Genomic DNA, 17,457 nt, shown 5'->3' on the forward strand with positions numbered 1-17,457 from the left:
TTTTTGACCTATGAGTAACACCATCGACCGGCTTCGACAGCAGATCAGAACCGGTGCTAAGCGAACCAAGGACAGCGCTCGTAGTTTGAAAGATAGAGCCGGGCGCGGCATTAAACGAGCCATTGGCAAGCGAAGTTGTATTGCCATCACCGGGTTTAGTGGCGCAGGGAAATCGACTCTGCTGGCATCCTTGGTCAATCAACTGCTCAACATGGACGTGCAGCAAGCCAAACATTTATGGCCGGACTTACAAAATCGTTGGCTATCGGCGGCGCTAATCAGTTCCGATCACACGATTGACGACTATCCCTATGATGCCCATATAGCAAAATTACAAGCCGGTGAATGGCCGGCATCGACCCAACATTTAAGCCGTTGCCTAATTGAAATCCGCCTTAAACCTCGATCGCGTTTAGAGGATATATCGGGTAAGGGCTATGTTAGTCACCAAGTAGAGCTATGGGATTACCCCGGTGAGTGGTTGATGGATTTGCCACTGGCTAGTATGAACTACGAGCAGTGGGTCAGCGATTGCTTCGTGCATTTTAATAACGAACCGCGCAACACCCTGGCACCTGATCTCTATCAAGCGCTATTAGACATTGACCCGCTGTCGGTGTTTGAACCCGAGCGCTTCGATGCGGTATTCGAGCGTTACCGCGCATTCTTAATGCAGTGCAAATCTGAGGGTTTGCACATTATTAACCCCGGTCGCTTTGCCTTGGCGTCGGCGGATAAACATCAATTACCCGCGTTTATTCCGCTGCTGGCTGGCTATCAACGCAAGCTTGATGTGATCAGTCCCAATAGCTGGGCGGCGGAAATGCAACGCCGTTACCAACATTATGTGGTCGGCTATGTGAAGCCGTTTTTGACCCAAGTGTTTGAGCAAGTCGATCACCAATTAGTACTCGTGGATCTACTCGGCTCTCTGGAACAGGGTAAAAATAGTTTAGAGGAACTGCGCCGTAGCTTGACCCGCGTATTGCAACTTTTTAGCTATGGTAAAAATCGGTGGCTGGATAAGTTAGTGGCACCGAAGGTTGAGCAGCTCACCTTTGTCGCCAGTAAATTGGATTGTGTTTTGCCGAATCAGCGCAGTCACCTCGCGGAGTTGATGCGCGCCGTGGTGGCGGAATCGATCCAGTCGGCCCGTTTTGAGTCGACCGAGGTAGATCACTTGGAGCTCGCCGCGATTGCCTGCACCCAGGTGGGCAGTCGGCAGAACCAGCCGGCATTGTTCGTCCAGCAGGGTGAGGTGGCGGCGTGGTTGAGTCACCCAAACCTGCCGCGCGGCTGGCCAAATGATACGGATTGGGCAAAATTACAAGGCTGGAAATTGCCCTTGCTGCTGCCACCCCCCTTGCCAGATCCACGGTTAAAGCCTTGGCCCAATGTGAATATGGCGCAGCTCTGCGAGCACCTGCTAAGAGATTTGTACGCGTGAAAAAAAATCAAACAACCACGGCAGATAAGCCGACATCAAGCCCATGGCTAGAGCCAATGAGCCCCGCCGAGCAACAGCAATTGCAGGTGTTGCCAGCTGAACAGGACCCACCAGAGCCGCAGGAGAACGAGGCTTGGGAGGCACAAAGTGCGGCCACCGGTTGGTTGGAATATACCGGCATTGCCAAGGCCGCGGCTTGGTTTGTGGCTGGCTTCGTTGGCTTACAGGCTGCGCTTATGGTCGCTGGTGCCTGGTCTTATCATTGGAGCTTGGGTTTAGGTGCGGCTACCTTGGTCGGCATTCCAAGCATTTGGTTGGTGTCGAAACTGTGGCGAGCAAGGCGCAATGCCAAGCGGGTGGCGGCATTAGAGCGCGTGCGTTTATTGGCCGACCAATTGATGGCGAGCCAGGCCGAGGAACACTATGAGCACTATCGCGCAGCGACTGAATCTGTACTGCCTTCGACCCAAACGCTGTTTTCGAGTCAGCTGGCGCGCTTAGGTAACTACGCAAATATTCAAGAGAAACTCGGTGACCTGGACCGCCAGTTGGCGCAGCGCTGTGATAAGGCCGCACTTAACGACGTGGTGCGCGCCACCCGTCGCACGGCGCTTGGTGTCGCGGCTAGTCCTTTTCTCGCGTTAGATTTAGTGCTGGCGCTGGCTGGAAATATGTCCCTTATCGGCCGCGTTGCCAAGGCCTATGGCCTAGCGCCAAGCCCGTTCCTAGAGGCGCAATTACTGGTGCACGTATATCGCCAAATTGCGGCGATGGGCGCCATTGAGCTAGGCAGTGAAGTGGCTGGACAGACGCTCTCTCATGAAGTGATCAGTAAACTATCGGGTCGGGTTGCGCAGGGTTTTTCTGCCGGTATCTACACCTACCGCATTGGCGTAACCGCCATGGCGCTATGCCGGCCACTGGCCTTTTCGGCGCAAACGAAACCCAAGCCAGGGAAGGTGTTTAAAGATCTTTTTAGCCGTTTAGAGGCCGATGAGATTGGCTAAGGGTGTTCGTCTAAAGCGAATAAAACCACCTGCCTTTACATTTAATCAGAACAAACCTTGCGAATTATGCGGTCGAACGATTGGCTAAAGGCACAAGTTTCTACGCGAGAGATTCTATACTGACGCCATTAAGACATTCGTGTTGGTCATTAGGTGGAGTTTTTATGTCTCAGCAGGAGATCATCGCTAGCCTGCCGGCGCATTTGCGTCAGTTTGTGAAGGTTCAGGACTATAACCAGTACACGCCGCGCGACCACGCCGCATGGCGCTTTTTACTCTTGTCGCTGATCGAGCACATGGCTAGCAACGCCCACCCGGTTTACCTAGAGGGCTTGCGCAAAACCGGTATTAGCGCCGACCACATTCCTTCCATTGATGAAATGAACCAGTGCCTCGGCAAGATTGGCTGGCAAGCCGTGGTGGTGGATGGCTTTATTCCGCCGGCCATTTTCATGGAGTTTCAGGCGCGCAAGATCTTGGTGATCGCGTTGGATATGCGCACCATAGATCACATGCTCTATACCCCAGCGCCGGATATCGTGCACGAATCTGCGGGTCATGCGCCTTTTATTGTCGATGTGGACTACGCCGAGTTCCTACAGCGCTTTGGTGAAATTGGCATGAAGGCACTCTCAACCGCCAGCGACTATGCGGTTTATGAGGCTATTCGCCATTTATCGATTGTCAAAGAGGCGGTGCGCTCCACGGCCACAGACATAGATGCTGCAGAGGCAGCCTTAACGGAAGCTTTGAGCATTAACGCCGCTGAAAGTCCGTCAGAGGCGAGCTTATTGTCGCGTCTGCACTGGTGGACCGTAGAATACGGTTTAGTGGGTGAGCTCACCGATTACAAAATCTATGGCGCCGGTCTATTGTCCTCCTTAGGCGAAGGCGTGAACTGCTTAGACGATAACAAAGTGCGCAAATTGCCGTTAACCGTCGATGCCATTAACACGGCCTACGATATCACCCGCGAACAACCGCAATTGTTTGTGACCAAAAGTTGTAAACATTTGACCCAAGTACTGGAAACCTTCGCCCAAGGCATGGCCTTTCGCAAAGGCGGCGCCGAATCAGTGCGCAAAGCCATTGCCTGCAAAACGGTATGCACCTCGGTTTACAGTAGTGGTTTGCAGGTCAGTGGCCAGTTGGTGAAAGCCAAAACAGATGCCATGGACAACCTGATTTACCTATCCACCCAAGGCCCAACGCAGCTGGCGTGGGCAGGGCGCGAGCTACACGGCCATGGGGTCGACTATCACGCCCAGGGTTTTGGTTCGCCGGTGGGAAAAATAAAAGATATGCCGCGCTGCTTGTCTGAATACACCATGGATGAGCTCAAGAGTGCCGGTATTGTGGTGGGCCAGCGCACGGTATTGGATTTTGTTTCCGGCGTGCATGTTGAGGGGTTGCTCGACCATGTGGAGCGGCGCGATCACAAAAATATTTTATTTTCCTTTAGCGATTGCCGCGTGATTGCTCCTATGGGTGTCAACGGCGAGGTAGGTGAAACCCTATTTGATCCAAGTTGGGGTCAGTACGACATGGCCGTTGGCGATCGTATTATTAGCGTTTATGGGGGTACGGCGGATAAAGACCGCTATCGGTTATACGATCAACAGGAGGCGGAGTCGACGGTTAGAGTCCACTACACGACCGACGAAGCATCCTTGTTTAGCTTGTACCAAGAGTTGCGCGATGTGCGTGCCAAGAACGCCGTCAGCGACGCCTTTTTGCAGCAATTACATGCCCAGCTAGAGGACTACCCGAACGAATGGCTGCTGCGCTTCGAGTGTTTGGAGTTATCTCAGGATGCGAGTCTTTCCGCTAAACTGCATCAGGAACTCGAGGTTCTGTCGACGTTATCGGCTGAACATCAAAAACTAATTGCCACAGGGTGCGCGCGATTGCCCTGTTAACCTACAGGTAACTATGCGCATTATTTGCAGTTTTACTGCTTTGATTTTAGTTGGGCTTTCATTTTTTGCCGGCGCTCAGGTAAGCGATGACGCGCGAGTGTTGCTCTACCCAAAATCGAGCGATGATTGGCGCGCGGCTTATCCCGTTGACATGTTGAGCCGAGCCCTAGCGCTTAGCGGCACAAACTATCAATTACGAGCCGGTGCCGAAGACGTGCCAAAGGCGCGCAATTTTTTAAACCTGTCGACCAACCATGGTGTCGATGTGGTTTGGAGCATGACCAGCGTCGAGCGAGAGACTGAACATCTAGCCATCAAAATACCTCTTAATCGAGGCCTTATGGGCTATCGAGTGGCCTTGGTGAGACGTGCAGAGCCGGATATTTTGGCTGGCGTTTCAAATCTTGAGCAATTAAAACAGTTCACTGCTGGCCAAATGTATGTGTGGTCCGATACCAAAATTTTAACGTCGCAAGGCTTGGTTGTGGTGCCGGGCAGCAATTACGACACGTTATTCCGAATGCTGGTGGCTGGCCGGTTTGATTTTTTTCCTCGATCAGTTACCGAAGTGTCACAAGAATTGGCGCTTCATGCAGCCATGGGTATTAGCTTGGATCAACATCTATTGATTCGCTATCCGGCCGCTATGTATTTCTTTGTCAACAAGCAAGATACCAAACTCGCCGCCGATATCGAACGGGGCTTAGAGATGCTGTTGACGAGTGGTGAATTTATGCAGCGATTCGACCGCTACTACGGGGACGTTATTCGCGAACTTCACTTGGAGTCTAGAACGCCAATAGATTTAAACAATCCTTATCTTCCCGAGGATACGCCTTTATGTAGGCGCGAACTTTGGTGGGCTGACCTCTGTCCGGTGAAAGCGCCAAAGTTTTTGTATGATCAGAGTGAGTTAGAATAAAAAAAGCCCGAGCTAGCTCGGGCTTTTCAGTCAGTAAAAATCAATCAATACCAAAATGAAACGAAAAATCGCACCACGCTGGCATCCAAGGAGTAGGGGTCTTCTTGCCCAGGCGCTACCGGTGAATCAGTGAAACGTGCATCCGACATACGGGCATCCTTAAAGGTGTCGTAGTCGAGCATCATATAGTCCCAGTAAAAATTCGCCGTGGTGCGGTCAAACCAAGACAGCCATCCGGCTTTAACCTCGTAGGTGACGCCCAAACCGACGTTGCTATTGGTGTATTCGCTCAGCTCTTTATCTCTGGCTCTAAAGTTTGTGGCTTCTTGGAAGTCGAATAAATCTGAGTAAAACGAAGCACCTTTAGTCTGGTTGTATTGGCGGTACTTAGCTTCAACGAGCCATTGATCGCCAATGGGATGCACGTATTTCAATTCCCAGTTGTTCGCTTCTATACCCCAACTGTCTTGATAGATCCGGGCCTCAACTTTTATCGCTGCGCGATAGGGTAAAAAATACTTGGCTCGAATAGCAAAGGCATCACTATTGCGGGTACGTGGGTAGAGCTCGCTTTCATTGCCAGCTGTTTCGCAGGCTTCTGCGTTGCCGGTGATGCAGTAGCGAACACTGCGATAGGGATTGTTTAGGAAGCCCTCGTCGATGACCGTTTCGATCATGGCGCTGGCGATCATATCTTTGGTAATTACTTGCGATAAGCTAACGTTATAGCGGGTACGCTTGGCTTCGTCTTCAAACTCTTCATCGCCATTGCGGCGCACAATGTCGTCGCCAAAAGATACGCCCAAACTGATGGTGCTTAGATCGCCGAAAAAGTCTTGGCTAATACCGAAGCCGTATGTTTTTGCGTCGTAGTCATCTTCATTCGACGTTGTCACACCCAAACTCATGGTGGTTTTACCTTGCAGGTAATCGATGCCCACCGAGGTTTGGGTGCGTTCTTCCGTGTAGGCGCTGGCGGTTGTCTCTACGTCGATAGAGGCGCTGGACACCATGTCGACGTAGTAATTTGCCGATATCGAAACCGTGTCGGCAAATTGCTTGCGAACCAATATTGAAGGGCCGCCAATTTCTGCACCGCCACCGTCGTAGGCATGATAGAGCATGTCAATTCTATCTTCGGGCAGAACCGCGCCCGCTGCCGGTAGCGCCAACATTGCTAGGCCAACAAGGGCCAATAACTGACGCCCAAACAAGCCGTTTTTTAGCCGGTTAGTTACAACCACAACCACCTCCAGAGCCACCTTCAGCGCCGCGCGCCGCTTCGCGCGCTTCGTAAACGTGGTGTAAGTATTGGGTCGCCACTGGGTCTCTATCCATGGCCATAATAGGGTCGGCCAAGTTTTGACGCTCGTAGGGTTTCACCCACGGCTCGATGCTGGAGCAAGCCACAAATAGCGGGCTGAGCAGTAAAACGAAAATCAGTTTCATTCGCGAATCAGCTCTTTAATTTGTTTTTTATAATCGTTCTCGTAGCCGGGCTTGTAGCCGCGGTGTAGATAGCGCATGTTGCCATCGCGATCGATCATCACCGTACTGGGCATGGCGTCGATATTGTATAACTTGCTGACTTCAGAGGTGGGGTCCCAAAGAATGGGAAATTTCACCGGGGTATCTTGTAAATATTTTTCGCCCGCAGAGCTGTCTTGTTCTACGTTAACACCCAGTAGCGTGAAACCCGCGCGACCATAGCGCTTGGCGAGATCATCGAGTATGGGCATTTCCTGTCGACAGGGTCCGCACCAAGAGGCCCAGAAGTTGAGCATGACCACTTGTCCGCGCAGGTCGGCCAAGCGAATGTTTTTGCCGTCGCGACTTTTTAAGGTGAAGTCTGGTGCCGGGCCAGAAAGTTCGCCGGCGGCAAAGCTTAGGCTGCTGAACAACAGAATAAACGCGATACAAAGTTTTTTCATAAGTTTTCTCACTACATCAAGTGTGACGGATACATCGGACATTAAACCTTAAAAGAAAAAGTTAATGCCCATGTTTGCAGATAAATTGTTAACCCACTTTTTATTAAAACCTAACAGCTCGCGCTCAAACACATGATCGCGTAGGTCGAGATTGAGATTTAAATAATCGGTAAAATAAACCTTGTAACCCGCGCCAAAGCTATAGGTGAAATACTCTGTTTCGGCGAAGGTGGTGTTGCCGGCACCGGCGACGATGTAAAAGGTCGAGTTAAAGGCGAGGCTGTCGCTGATATACACTTCACCGGGGAATAAGTTATAGCCCAAGTTTAAGTCATAGTAAGTGTATTCGCGCTGGGCGTCGGTTAATGCTGGTAGCCCGCCACCAATTTCGAGCGTGCTTTCGCCCCCGGTATGCTTGCCGTAGTTGCCTTCTAAGAAGAAATCTTCGGTAATGTGGTAGGCAGCGCGCACGCCCCAACCCCAGCTACTGCCGAAATCTTCGATGCTCATAAAGCCATAGTAAGCGCCAATTTCGAAATCTTCGGTATCGAGTTGGTCCTCTTCAATATGGCGTCTTTCCATATCCGGCGTGACAATTTTGTCGAGCACGGATTGCGTCTCGTCTTGTGCATCTGTCTGTGCCAGTGCGACTGAGCTGGCTGCGATTAGCAGGCCACTCAGAAGAAGACGTTGAAACCTAGTTTCCATTCGTGGACTTCCTCATTTTCATCTCGGCTGGTGAGAATTTTGTGATTGTTGTATTCCAACCGCGCGCTAAAGCGACGGCTTAGGTAGACGTTTAGGCCGGCAGCAATTAACAAGCTAGCGTCGGTGGTGTCGAGTGGTTGATCGAGCGCCGAGCGCTTTTTCGATTGAATCATGCCTGCGCCTAATTCAAAGAAAGGCGAAAAGCGGAGGTGTGGCCAAGGTTGATGCTGCAGGCGTAAATAGCCGAGTTTGGTATCCGCAATGCGGCTGGTGGCCTGAGACAAACTAAAGCCAGCCATCAAGTTGGGTGCGAAGCGATAACCGGAATAAAAGGTTAGCGAATCGATGCCGCCGAAATCGCCAAGCATCACAGCTAACTCGAACTCTCGGTCAATATACTGTTGCTCGCCGGTGGCCATAAGCGTTACTGGCTGCTGATCTGGGCCTAAGGTTAGGGCCAATTGCTCGCGCTTAACCCAACCCACTTGGCCGCGCTTGGCTTCGAACTTAATCCAATCGGTGCGCTTCTTTAATAAGGTGACGACTTCGCCCTTCTCCACCACATGGAAAATGGGAAAGCCGCGGCCGGGGCCGGTGCGCATCTCGAGGTAGGCGTCGTTGACCGTGACCACTAAGGGGGCATCGTCGTCGAGAAATGAAAACCAACCGCTATCGGACTCCTCGGCTTGGGCCGTTGAGAGGCCAAGGGAAAGCGAAGCCAACAACAGGCCGGAAAGGATGTTTCGGGTCAGGCTATGCCACATTAACTCAAGCACCAGCTAATTATTTTTTTACGCCGGGCTCGGGGCCCGGCGCGCGTGAAAGTGTCGGTTAGTTTACAGGCACAGCAAACGGATTGTTATAGTACTGAGCACCTAGATCTATCCATTCTGCAATTAGCTTCAATTCGGCATCGGTTAAAAAGCCTCGGTGATCGACGGTTGCACCAGCATTGGCGAAGACGTTAAAGAAGCGGTTGCTGTTGCCGGCGCCATTGGTGCTCATGGAGGCTTGTACCGGCACAGTGACCGGTGGCACGGGAATTGGGTCGCCGTTGCCATCGAGAATCAGGTTGCCATCGGCATCGCGCTGGTACACGGGGTTACCGTTTGCATCGACAACTTCGACTAGACGATCCACCAGTGCGCCGTTGACTATTTCCTGCTCGACATCGTTAAACAGTAGCTCCCGATAACCGACGAAATGGGCTTGTTGCTGAGGGTCAGGTTCGGCGCGCAGGTCGAGCTGCGCGGCTGGCACCATAGCGGCGGCCATGGCGTCCACATTGGTGTGGCAGCTGGTGCACTGGTTATCGACGGTCGGTGCCATTGGGTCATCGGGGCGACTCAGATCCCACAGGGGTTGAATGTGGTCCACATAATGGATGGTCACGCGACACTGAGCGCCCCAAGGCGAGGCGCCGATGCCACAGCCAGGGCTTGTGGGATTAACTGTTAGTAGGTCGGCGTAGCGATAGGCAAAACTCGGTTGTTTGGCCTGCACAGCAGGATCTGTCCAATCGTCGTCGTATACCAGATCAACGGAGGGTATACGCATGCCTCTCAGTCTGGCGTAGGCCTCTGCCATGGTTTCGCCCATTTGCACCAGCGAGAGTGTTGTGGGGTCGGTATTGGGGAAGGGCGCATCGGAGGTAGGCGCGCCTGGGTTTGCCGAGGGTGCTTCCGCCGCGATACGGCCGTGGGGCATTTCACTGGCGCGCGTGTGGCAGCCATTGCAGTTGCGCTGTTCGCCGGGCCGCAGCTGTAGCCAGTTGTTGTGGCGCGGGAAGATGCGCTTGCCTTGGGCGTTAATGATGTCAAAGGTAAAAGCAACATCGGCGGGTACCTGCGCCATTACCGAGCCGTCGGGTTCGATGGGCACATAGCCGAGTATCTCGCGCATGCCGTTTGCCGCCGAGCGACCAAAAGCGGTGTTAGGGAAGTCCAGAACCTCGTCGCTGGGGATGGAAACAGCTTTTACCAAGCGTAAAAATCGTGCTGGTGGTGGTGTAGTCGCCCAGTTGGCCGGGTTTCTGACACCCTCAATACCAATACTGTCTGTGCCATCGAAGTCGTACACGGACTTAATGTGCAGGCTGCCCAAGCCTTGGTCGGCTAGGGTGGCATCGAAATCCACATTTGCCACCGGCGGTGGAATCAAGTTGTCGGCGGTGCGTGGGATCAGCAATAAAGGCTCAACCAACATGCGGCCTTCAATGGGCAGCAGCACCGGCTGTTGGGTTCTCTGCGCGGCGTTGTAGATATAAATGCCATAGAGTGGATCCGCTGCAACGATGGTGGGGTCGGCTAAGAACTCTTCGGTGCAGGAGGCCGGTAAATTATTGGTGGGGTTAATCACCCGGCAGCGGCTCCAGCTTACAATCATGCGTCCGGTGCCATCGAATAACGGGCTGGACGAGTGAAAAATACCGTTGGCCGACAAGCTGTCGTCGGTGTTTATTGGCAGTACGGATACGCTTACTTGGCCGGTGCTGCCTGCGACGTTGTAGACAGGTGTTGTTGCCGATATGTAATTTTCGTGGTCAATCGCCACCATATCGCCGCCATATTCAGTACTCTCGCGGTTCCGTAAAATGCCGAAAATGCGTCCATCGGGTAGTTGCTGTGGTCGAACGAAGAAGGCTTGCGAATCGTCGGTGCCGGTGTTTTGGCTGTGATATCCATACTCTAAGGTTTGGTGCATGCCGTAAGGGTCAACAGCATAAAAGCTGAGTTGGTTATTGCCGGTCATGCGATCCCAGCGGCTATAAAAAATACGGCCGTCGGGCAGGAGTGTTGGTTGGAAGTCGTGGGATTGGTTGTAGGTTAACTGTTCGATGTTGGTGCCGTCGTTGTCCATAACGTGAATGACAAAAGACTCTTCGTTGCGACTGTCATCGAGCGCCGAGAACTGTGGCTTATTGTCATCGAGTAACACCGCCCGAGACCGCGTTTGGCGGGAAGAGGCGAAGACTATTCGACGCTCAACACCGGGCAAATAGTGGGGCGACACGTCGTGGCCGACCTCCGCTTGAATGTCGTCATTGATCACGCGGCGCAAGGTGGCCGACGGAATGTCGTACTCCCAGATATTCCACTTGGGTTGATCTTCCTCGTCGGCATCCTCTATCTCTGGCGCGCGCATGGCGAAGAGTAAGCGCTCACCATCATAGGAGGCGGTCACATCTTTAACGTCGTAAAGCTCACCTTCGGGCCATGCCTGGGAGGTGATATCCACTTGTGCCGCGGTGCTGGCAGCGCGATCTTTAAGGTAGAGCACGGCGCCGGGCATAAAGGTTTGCGGCATGAGTACGTCGTCGCTGATGCGTGCGCCATCTTCATCCACCGGTATGGGTCGGTTGATATAGGCCATGGGAATGTCGAGCACCACAGGGTCCGGCTCTAGGTCGTCTACGACGCCTGTTTCGACTTTGCTTTCGCAGCCCCAGAGCAGCGCCAAGGTCGATGCGACGAGGATGAGCGAAGAAGGTGCTTTGTTGGTACTCTTGTACATAGTGGGGCTGTGGCTCGCTGTGTTATTGGCTTAACTCAAAGGGCGTTTCTTTGCCATTGCAGAGGTGCTGCAGTGTGCGTTGTTACCGAAAACTGTCAATTATTTTGTCGCTAGTGACGGAAAACCTAAAAGCCCTAGGTGTGATCTTGTGCACAAAACAAACAATTTCTTGATAACGGCTAAAAAATTGTTCGTCTGATATTGGTACAGTGTTCCAGTTGTCATTAATTAAGATAGCTTTGTGCGTCAATTATTAGAACCCCGTCACAACTTGGAAGTGGCTACTGACCAGCGGTAGTTACCGACCCACCAACCGCGATCCGCTGTTCAGAATTCAGGCATAGAATAGAATCTAGCCAGCACATAGAGCCAGCAAAGAGAATTTCATGAGAAGCTTAAATTCATTTACCCGTGTACTTGGTTGCGCCCTGTCCACAGCTTTGATGGTATCGGTGGCTCACGCCGGTCCCCGGGAAGAAGCTAAACGCATTCACGATCGCATCGCCGGTGTACCACCGACCGAGGCCGTGCTGCTGGATATGGCAACCGATATTGAGAACAATAATCCTACCGCTGCTGCCTACACCGCGATGGATAATGAAGCTTTCTATAGCGTAACCCTTAAAAATCTCTACATGCCGGCGACTAACCGCGATGGCGATGTGTTTCGAGAGTTTAATGACTATGTCGCCACCATTATCGGCATCGTGCGCGATGGCAGCGACTTCCGCTCTATTCTCTACGACAACGTGATTTATGTCGGCGCTTCGAGTGGCCTGCCGGCTTACTCCAATAGCAACAATAACCATTATGTTTCACTCTATGCCAGCGGCGCCGATTTGAGTGACGACACGGTATTGGTGCGCAGAACCCAGACCGCGGTGACGGGTTTAGAAGCAAATGCGACGGCCGGTTTGATGACCACCCGTGCGGCGGCAAAGTCTTTCTTTATTGCCGGTACTAACCGGGCGATGTTTCGCTTCACCTTACTGAACCACCTCTGTATGGATTTGGAGCAGGTGCACGATATAACCCGCGTGCCAGATCGCATTCGTCAAGACGTGAGCCGCAGCCCTGGTGGTGACAGCCGGGTGTTCAATAACAACTGCATTGGTTGTCACAACGGTATGGACCCCATGGCCCAAGCATTCGCGTTTTATAACTTTGAATACGACGCTGAAACCGACTTAACCGGGGAAAACGGCCGCCTAGTTTACAACAGTGACGGCATGGTTGACCCTGAAACCGGCACCCGTGTTCAAGAAAAATACCACATAAATAGCACCACCTTCCCCTACGGTTTTGTCACCCCAGACGACAAGTGGGATAACTACTGGCGCGCTGGTCAAAACAAGGCCCTGGGTTGGGATGAAAACCTAAGTGGCGGCGGCAATGGCGCAAAAACTATGGGTATGGAGTTATCGCATTCCGACGCCTTTGCCCAATGCCAAGTTAAAAAGGTGTTCCGCACGGTTTGTTTAAAAGAGCCGGGCGACCAAGCTGACCGCGACGCGGTAAATGCCATGGTTACTAGCTTCAAAAACAATGATTACCAGCTTAAGCAAGTATTTGCTGAATCTGCAGCTTACTGTTTAGTCACACCATAAGGGGCGCTCAGACTATGTTAACGATGACCAATATTGGCCGCGCCCTTTTGCCTCTCGGCCTCGCTGTCTTAACAGCGTGTGGCGGAGGCTCAGGTGCTGAAACAACGCAGAACAATAACCCTAACGCCGGCGGCGGTAACACGGGATTTGTCTATACCGGCCCAGCGCCATCTACCGATGATGTGCAGAGCTTTAAGATTAATGTGTGGGACAACCTCGTTGCCGACGATCGCTGCGGTGCCTGTCACGTCGATGGCGGCCAAAGCCCGATGTTCGTGCGTCGCGACGATGTCAACTTGGCCTATACCTCGGCCAATACCGTGGTGGATTTATCCAACCCAGCCGCGTCGCGCTTAGTCACCAAAGTCGGTGGCGGTCACAACTGCTGGAAAACCGAGGCCAGTGCCTGCGCCGATGAACTCACCGTGCTGATTACCCGGTGGGCGCAAGCCTCGGGCAGTGTGTCTAACACGGTTATTTTAACGGCGCCGGAACCCCTTAAAGATGTGGGTGCGAGCAAGAGCTTTCCAGCCACGCCGGTTGGTTTTGAGCCAGTACACGACTTGCTCGAGCAATATTGCAGTAACTGTCACTCGAGTGAATCGGCCAACAAGCAACAGCCCTTCCTTGGCGAATCGGAAATCCAGGTTTCTTACGATGCCGCGCGTTCGCGTATTAACTTAGATACGCCAGCAAATTCGCGCTTGGTAGTGCGGTTGCGCAGTGAATTCCACAACTGCTGGGATAACAACTGTGCGGCGGCCTCGAATGAAATGGAAGCGGCTATTCGCGCCTTTGCCGATAGTATTGATCCGATTGAAGTCGACCCAGCTCTGGTGGTTTCTAAGGCTATGAACTTGGCCGAAGATGGCATTATCGCCTCCTCGGGCGGTCGCGTAGAAACCAACTTGATTGCGCTTTACCAGTTCAAGACCGGTAGTGGCACAGTGGCCTTCGATACGTCGGGTATTCAACCGGCCATGGATTTAACCCTGTCGACAAATACCTCTTGGCTAGGCGCATGGGGTGTGAAATTCAACGGCGGCAATGCCCGCGCGTCAACTGCCAATAGCCGCAAGCTGTATGACTTGCTCACGGCCACAGGCGAGTATTCCATTGAAGCTTGGGTTATTCCTGAAAACGTGACCCAAGATGGCCCGGCACGCATCATTACCTACTCCGGTGGTGTTGATAGCCGCAACTTCATGCTTGGCCAAACCCTATACAACTACGATTTTGCCAACCGCAACAGTATTGGTAACGACGCTAACGGCATGCCGCTGGTGTCTACGCCCAATGCCGATGAAGTGCTGCAAGCAACTCTGCAACACGTGGTATTAACCTACAGCCCAGTGACCGGTCGCGCCATCTATGTAAACGGCGAGCTGGTTAGCGGCGCAGACCCCATTGCCGGTGGCACCTTGGCAAATTGGGATAGCAGTTTTGCCTTTGCGCTCGGCTCTGAGGTTGGCAGTTCTAACCCATGGCTAGGTTCTATCCGCTTGTTAGCGGTACACAATCGTGCTTTGGCTCAAGCAGATATTCAAACTAACTACGATGCCGGCGTGGGCGAGAAGTTCTTCCTGTTGTTCAGCGTGTCGCACCTGATCGATATGCCTGATGCCTATGTGGTGTTCGAAGTGCAACAGTTTGATGACTTTGGCTACCTATTTAACTCACCGTTCTTCATCAGCTTAGATGGCACCGCCACGCCAGCGTCGGATATCCTGCTCAAGGGTATGCGCATAGGTGTAAATGGTCAGGAAGCTACGGTCGGTCAGGCCTACGGTAAATTGGATGTGGTGATTAGCGCGGCTAACTACCTGCCAGCAGGCTTACCGCTATCGCCTCTTGGTACTGTGATTCCGCTGGATAAGGGACCCACATCCGATGTGTTCTTCTTAACCTTCGATCAACTCGGCAGCAACCAGTTTGCCCGTGTTGAAGCCGATCCGCAGCCTGCAGGTACGCCGGTAGATTTACCGCTGCAGTCGAAGATTGCGCTGCGTCACTACGAAGAAATCAATCGTTCGTTAAGTGAGTTAACTGGCGTGCCGCAAACTAACGGCAATGTGGTGACTACCTTTAATGCCGTGCGTCAGCAGATGCCAACGGCGGAAAATGTGGAGGGCTTCCTAGCTGCCCATCAAATGGGTATTACTCAATTGGCGGTGAAATATTGCAGCGAGCTAGTGGATGACAGCGCACGTCGAGCTGCTTACTTCCCAAGCTTCAATTTCGGCCAAACGGTGACCGCATTGAACGGCAATACCAGCCAGCAAGCGGCCATTATTGACCCGTTGGTGAGCCGTTTACTCGCACATTCATTTGCCAATGTGCCTGCCGGTGGTAATAGCATTATGACTGACCAGCCAAATACCGATGAAATCAAGACTGAGCTTCAATCCTTGATTAATAACATGTCGGCGTCTTGCTCAGCAGATTGCAATACCAAAACCTTGAACACCGTTAAAGCCGCCTGTGCTGCCGCTACTGGCAGTGCTTTGATGCTTCTGCAATAAGGGGGCTAGGAAAATATTATGAGCAAGAAATTTAAAGGTTTTCAGCCGGACGAAGCGCTTCGTCACCCAGACATGCACAAGCCTGTGTCCCGTCGCGATATGTTGGCGCAAGGCTTCCGCGCCGGTGTCGGCACGGTCGTGGGCGGCAGTTTGCTGGCCCTTGCGGCTAACAAATCACATGCTGCGCTATCAGCCGATATTCTCGCGATGCGCGATGGAATTTGTGAAATTCCCGCTGCAGGCGCTGGAAAAATTCCGTTTATTTGCTTCGATCTCGCCGGTGGTGCCAACTTTGCTGGTTCCAACGTGTTGGTCGGCGGCCGCGGTGGCCAGTTGGATTTCTTATCCACGGCCGGCTACAGCAAGCAGGGTCTACCCGGTGACATGGTGCCTTCAATCACCAACCCCGCCACCAATACCAACGACTTTGTCGATACTCGATTAGGTTTGGCTTTCCACTCAGATAGCGCTTTGTTGCGCGGTATTACTGAGCGCGCAGTAACCGCCATGGCCACCACTAACGGTGCCGTGATTGCCGCTCGCTCTGAAAATGACACGGGCAATAACCCGCACAACCCCATGTACGGTATTAACAAAGCCGGTGCCTTTGGCGATCTCCTAGCGCTTGTGGGCTCTCGTAGTTCAGATTCGGGTGGTAATTCCATGTCACCCGCTGCCATGATCGATGCTGCCGTGCGCCCCACCAAAGTGGATCGTCGTAGCGATGTCACGGGTTTAGTGGATACCGGTGATTTAGTGGGTTTGTTGTCACAGCAAGAAACAGTGGGTGTGATGGAATCGATGTATCGCATCAGCGATAAGAAAATCCAAAAGCTCGATACCGGCTTGAATACCGCAGAGAAAGAGGCGGTAGAAAAAACCTTGCGCTGTAGCTATGTGAAAGCGGCGCACTTGGCGGATAAATTTGGCGACCCAACCGACCTCGATCCGTTGTTTGATACAGATTTGGTGGGCGATAACGGTGTATTTACCACGGCTGAGTTTGGCTCCGATGGCGAATTTCAAAAAACTGCTTCTATCGCCAAGTTGGTGATTGAAGGCTATGCCGGTGCGGGCACCGTCACTATGGGTGGTTACGATTACCATACCGGTGACCGCGCCACCGGTGAGCGCCGCGATTTACGCGCCGGCCGCTGCATTGGTGCGGTGCTTGAATACGCTGCCAAGAAGGGCAAACCAGTGATGATCTATGTGTGCTCAGACGGCTCAGTGTTCAGTAATGGCATGCTCGATAACTCCGTTGATGGCGCCGGCAAAGGTGTGTGGACGGGCGATAATCAGCAAACCGCGTCGGCTTTCTTCTTGGTGTATAACCCAGGATCGCGGCCGCAATTACGCACCAATCCCGATGGCAGTAACAACCAGCAGATTGGTTACATGCGCGCCAGCGGCGATGTAGAAACAGCCTCTAGTCCTTGCGCTAACAACGTCAACCTGCTGGTTGAGACGGTGGTTCTAAACTACATGGCCTTGCACGGTCAGGAAGGGGACTTTTCCACGGCTAACTATTTCCCGAGCCAAGGTTTGGGCAATGCGTCAGCACGAGATTTGTTGACGAGCTTCGAGCCCATTGTGTCGGGCACTATCCCTAACTAGCGCTAGATATCGTTGATATAAAAAAGGAGCCCCTTAGGGCTCCTTTTTTTTCTGCTCGAAACCGCAATGACACACAGATTGAGTAATGTCCCCTGCGAAAGGCCTCAATGCCAGTTAAGCTGCAACATTCTGTACAATTGACTGTCAAACCTTCTTAAAACTCCTGCTATGATGGCCCACTGCCTTGAATGCACCCAATAAACACAAAGAAACATCGAGGATAGAACCATCAACCTAACGAACCGAAATTGGTCTGCTCAATTT

13 protein-coding genes are annotated in these 17,457 nt (G+C 52.5%); 7 read left to right on the forward strand and 6 right to left on the reverse strand.

Features of this window, described 5'->3' with window-relative positions; translation table 11 throughout:
• Positions 1 to 10: 10 nt before the first annotated feature.
• The 4 genes from ACGHTT_RS00170 to ACGHTT_RS00185 all read left to right on the forward strand — a co-directional run bounded on the left by ACGHTT_RS00170 (position 11) and on the right by ACGHTT_RS00185 (position 5,295).
• Complete coding sequence (locus tag ACGHTT_RS00170) at positions 11 to 1,447, forward strand: YcjX family protein (protein WP_390592775.1); 1,437 nt, start codon at positions 11 to 13, stop codon at positions 1,445 to 1,447.
• The gene (locus ACGHTT_RS00175) at positions 1,444 to 2,454 is read left to right on the forward strand and encodes a TIGR01620 family protein (protein ID WP_390592776.1); all 1,011 of its coding nucleotides are present in this window, start codon (positions 1,444 to 1,446) and stop codon (positions 2,452 to 2,454) included. Before ACGHTT_RS00170 ends, ACGHTT_RS00175 begins: the two co-directional genes overlap by 4 nt.
• Positions 2,455 to 2,618: 164 nt before the next feature.
• The gene (locus ACGHTT_RS00180) at positions 2,619 to 4,373 is read left to right on the forward strand and encodes an aromatic amino acid hydroxylase (protein WP_390592777.1); all 1,755 of its coding nucleotides are present in this window, start codon (positions 2,619 to 2,621) and stop codon (positions 4,371 to 4,373) included.
• A 13-nt stretch (positions 4,374 to 4,386) separates the two neighbouring features.
• Complete coding sequence (locus tag ACGHTT_RS00185) at positions 4,387 to 5,295, forward strand: hypothetical protein (protein WP_390592779.1); 909 nt, start codon at positions 4,387 to 4,389, stop codon at positions 5,293 to 5,295.
• Positions 5,296 to 5,339: 44 nt separating this feature from the next.
• Here ACGHTT_RS00185 and ACGHTT_RS00190 read toward each other — a convergent pair whose 3' ends face one another.
• From ACGHTT_RS00190 to ACGHTT_RS00215, 6 genes are all read right to left on the reverse strand, one after another.
• Complete coding sequence (locus ACGHTT_RS00190; RefSeq protein WP_390592780.1) at positions 5,340 to 6,539, reverse strand: DUF3570 domain-containing protein; 1,200 nt, start codon at positions 6,537 to 6,539, stop codon at positions 5,340 to 5,342.
• On the reverse strand, positions 6,526 to 6,744 hold the full coding sequence (locus ACGHTT_RS00195) for a DUF4266 domain-containing protein (RefSeq protein WP_390592781.1): 219 nt from the start codon (positions 6,742 to 6,744) through the stop codon (positions 6,526 to 6,528). The genes ACGHTT_RS00190 and ACGHTT_RS00195 overlap by 14 nt, the downstream gene beginning before the upstream one ends.
• Positions 6,741 to 7,226: a TlpA family protein disulfide reductase gene (locus ACGHTT_RS00200; RefSeq protein WP_390592782.1), complete on the reverse strand. Its 486-nt coding sequence runs from the start codon at positions 7,224 to 7,226 to the stop codon at positions 6,741 to 6,743. The genes ACGHTT_RS00195 and ACGHTT_RS00200 overlap by 4 nt, the downstream gene beginning before the upstream one ends.
• Before the next feature lie 48 nt (positions 7,227 to 7,274).
• On the reverse strand, positions 7,275 to 7,934 hold the full coding sequence (locus ACGHTT_RS00205; RefSeq protein ID WP_390592783.1) for an outer membrane beta-barrel domain-containing protein: 660 nt from the start codon (positions 7,932 to 7,934) through the stop codon (positions 7,275 to 7,277).
• Positions 7,904 to 8,698 carry an SH3 domain-containing protein gene (locus ACGHTT_RS00210; protein ID WP_390592784.1) on the reverse strand — a complete coding sequence of 265 codons (795 nt, stop codon included), beginning with the start codon at positions 8,696 to 8,698 and terminating at the stop codon, positions 7,904 to 7,906. Before ACGHTT_RS00210 ends, ACGHTT_RS00205 begins: the two co-directional genes overlap by 31 nt.
• Before the next feature lie 67 nt (positions 8,699 to 8,765).
• The gene (locus ACGHTT_RS00215) at positions 8,766 to 11,447 is read right to left on the reverse strand and encodes a hypothetical protein (protein ID WP_390592786.1); all 2,682 of its coding nucleotides are present in this window, start codon (positions 11,445 to 11,447) and stop codon (positions 8,766 to 8,768) included.
• Positions 11,448 to 11,833: 386 nt separating this feature from the next.
• Here ACGHTT_RS00215 and ACGHTT_RS00220 point away from each other — a divergent pair, with 386 nt between their 5' ends.
• The 3 genes from ACGHTT_RS00220 to ACGHTT_RS00230 are packed head-to-tail and all read left to right on the forward strand — an operon-like array spanning position 11,834 to position 17,193.
• Positions 11,834 to 13,054 carry a hypothetical protein gene (locus ACGHTT_RS00220; RefSeq protein WP_390592787.1) on the forward strand — a complete coding sequence of 407 codons (1,221 nt, stop codon included), beginning with the start codon at positions 11,834 to 11,836 and terminating at the stop codon, positions 13,052 to 13,054.
• Between the two features lie 14 nt (positions 13,055 to 13,068).
• Positions 13,069 to 15,576 carry a LamG-like jellyroll fold domain-containing protein gene (locus tag ACGHTT_RS00225; RefSeq protein ID WP_390592788.1) on the forward strand — a complete coding sequence of 836 codons (2,508 nt, stop codon included), beginning with the start codon at positions 13,069 to 13,071 and terminating at the stop codon, positions 15,574 to 15,576.
• A gap of 18 nt (positions 15,577 to 15,594) precedes the next feature.
• On the forward strand, positions 15,595 to 17,193 hold the full coding sequence (locus ACGHTT_RS00230; protein WP_390592789.1) for a hypothetical protein: 1,599 nt from the start codon (positions 15,595 to 15,597) through the stop codon (positions 17,191 to 17,193).
• The last annotated feature ends 264 nt before the right edge of the window (positions 17,194 to 17,457 follow it).

This window comes from Simiduia litorea (assembly GCF_042853465.1).
GTDB classification, from domain to species: Bacteria; Pseudomonadota; Gammaproteobacteria; order Pseudomonadales; family Cellvibrionaceae; genus Simiduia; species Simiduia litorea.

Coding starts and splice junctions, on each gene's coding strand:
- ACGHTT_RS00205 (WP_390592783.1), bottom strand. CDS start 7,934: ATGGAAACTAGGTTTCAACGTCTTCTTCTGAGTGGCCTGCTAATCGCA.
- ACGHTT_RS00225 (WP_390592788.1), top strand. CDS start 13,069: ATGTTAACGATGACCAATATTGGCCGCGCCCTTTTGCCTCTCGGCCTC.
- ACGHTT_RS00185 (WP_390592779.1), top strand. CDS start 4,387: ATGCGCATTATTTGCAGTTTTACTGCTTTGATTTTAGTTGGGCTTTCA.
- ACGHTT_RS00170 (WP_390592775.1), top strand. CDS start 11: ATGAGTAACACCATCGACCGGCTTCGACAGCAGATCAGAACCGGTGCT.
- ACGHTT_RS00230 (WP_390592789.1), top strand. CDS start 15,595: ATGAGCAAGAAATTTAAAGGTTTTCAGCCGGACGAAGCGCTTCGTCAC.
- ACGHTT_RS00210 (WP_390592784.1), bottom strand. CDS start 8,698: ATGTGGCATAGCCTGACCCGAAACATCCTTTCCGGCCTGTTGTTGGCT.
- ACGHTT_RS00195 (WP_390592781.1), bottom strand. CDS start 6,744: ATGAAACTGATTTTCGTTTTACTGCTCAGCCCGCTATTTGTGGCTTGC.
- ACGHTT_RS00180 (WP_390592777.1), top strand. CDS start 2,619: ATGTCTCAGCAGGAGATCATCGCTAGCCTGCCGGCGCATTTGCGTCAG.
- ACGHTT_RS00200 (WP_390592782.1), bottom strand. CDS start 7,226: ATGAAAAAACTTTGTATCGCGTTTATTCTGTTGTTCAGCAGCCTAAGC.
- ACGHTT_RS00220 (WP_390592787.1), top strand. CDS start 11,834: ATGAGAAGCTTAAATTCATTTACCCGTGTACTTGGTTGCGCCCTGTCC.
- ACGHTT_RS00215 (WP_390592786.1), bottom strand. CDS start 11,447: ATGTACAAGAGTACCAACAAAGCACCTTCTTCGCTCATCCTCGTCGCA.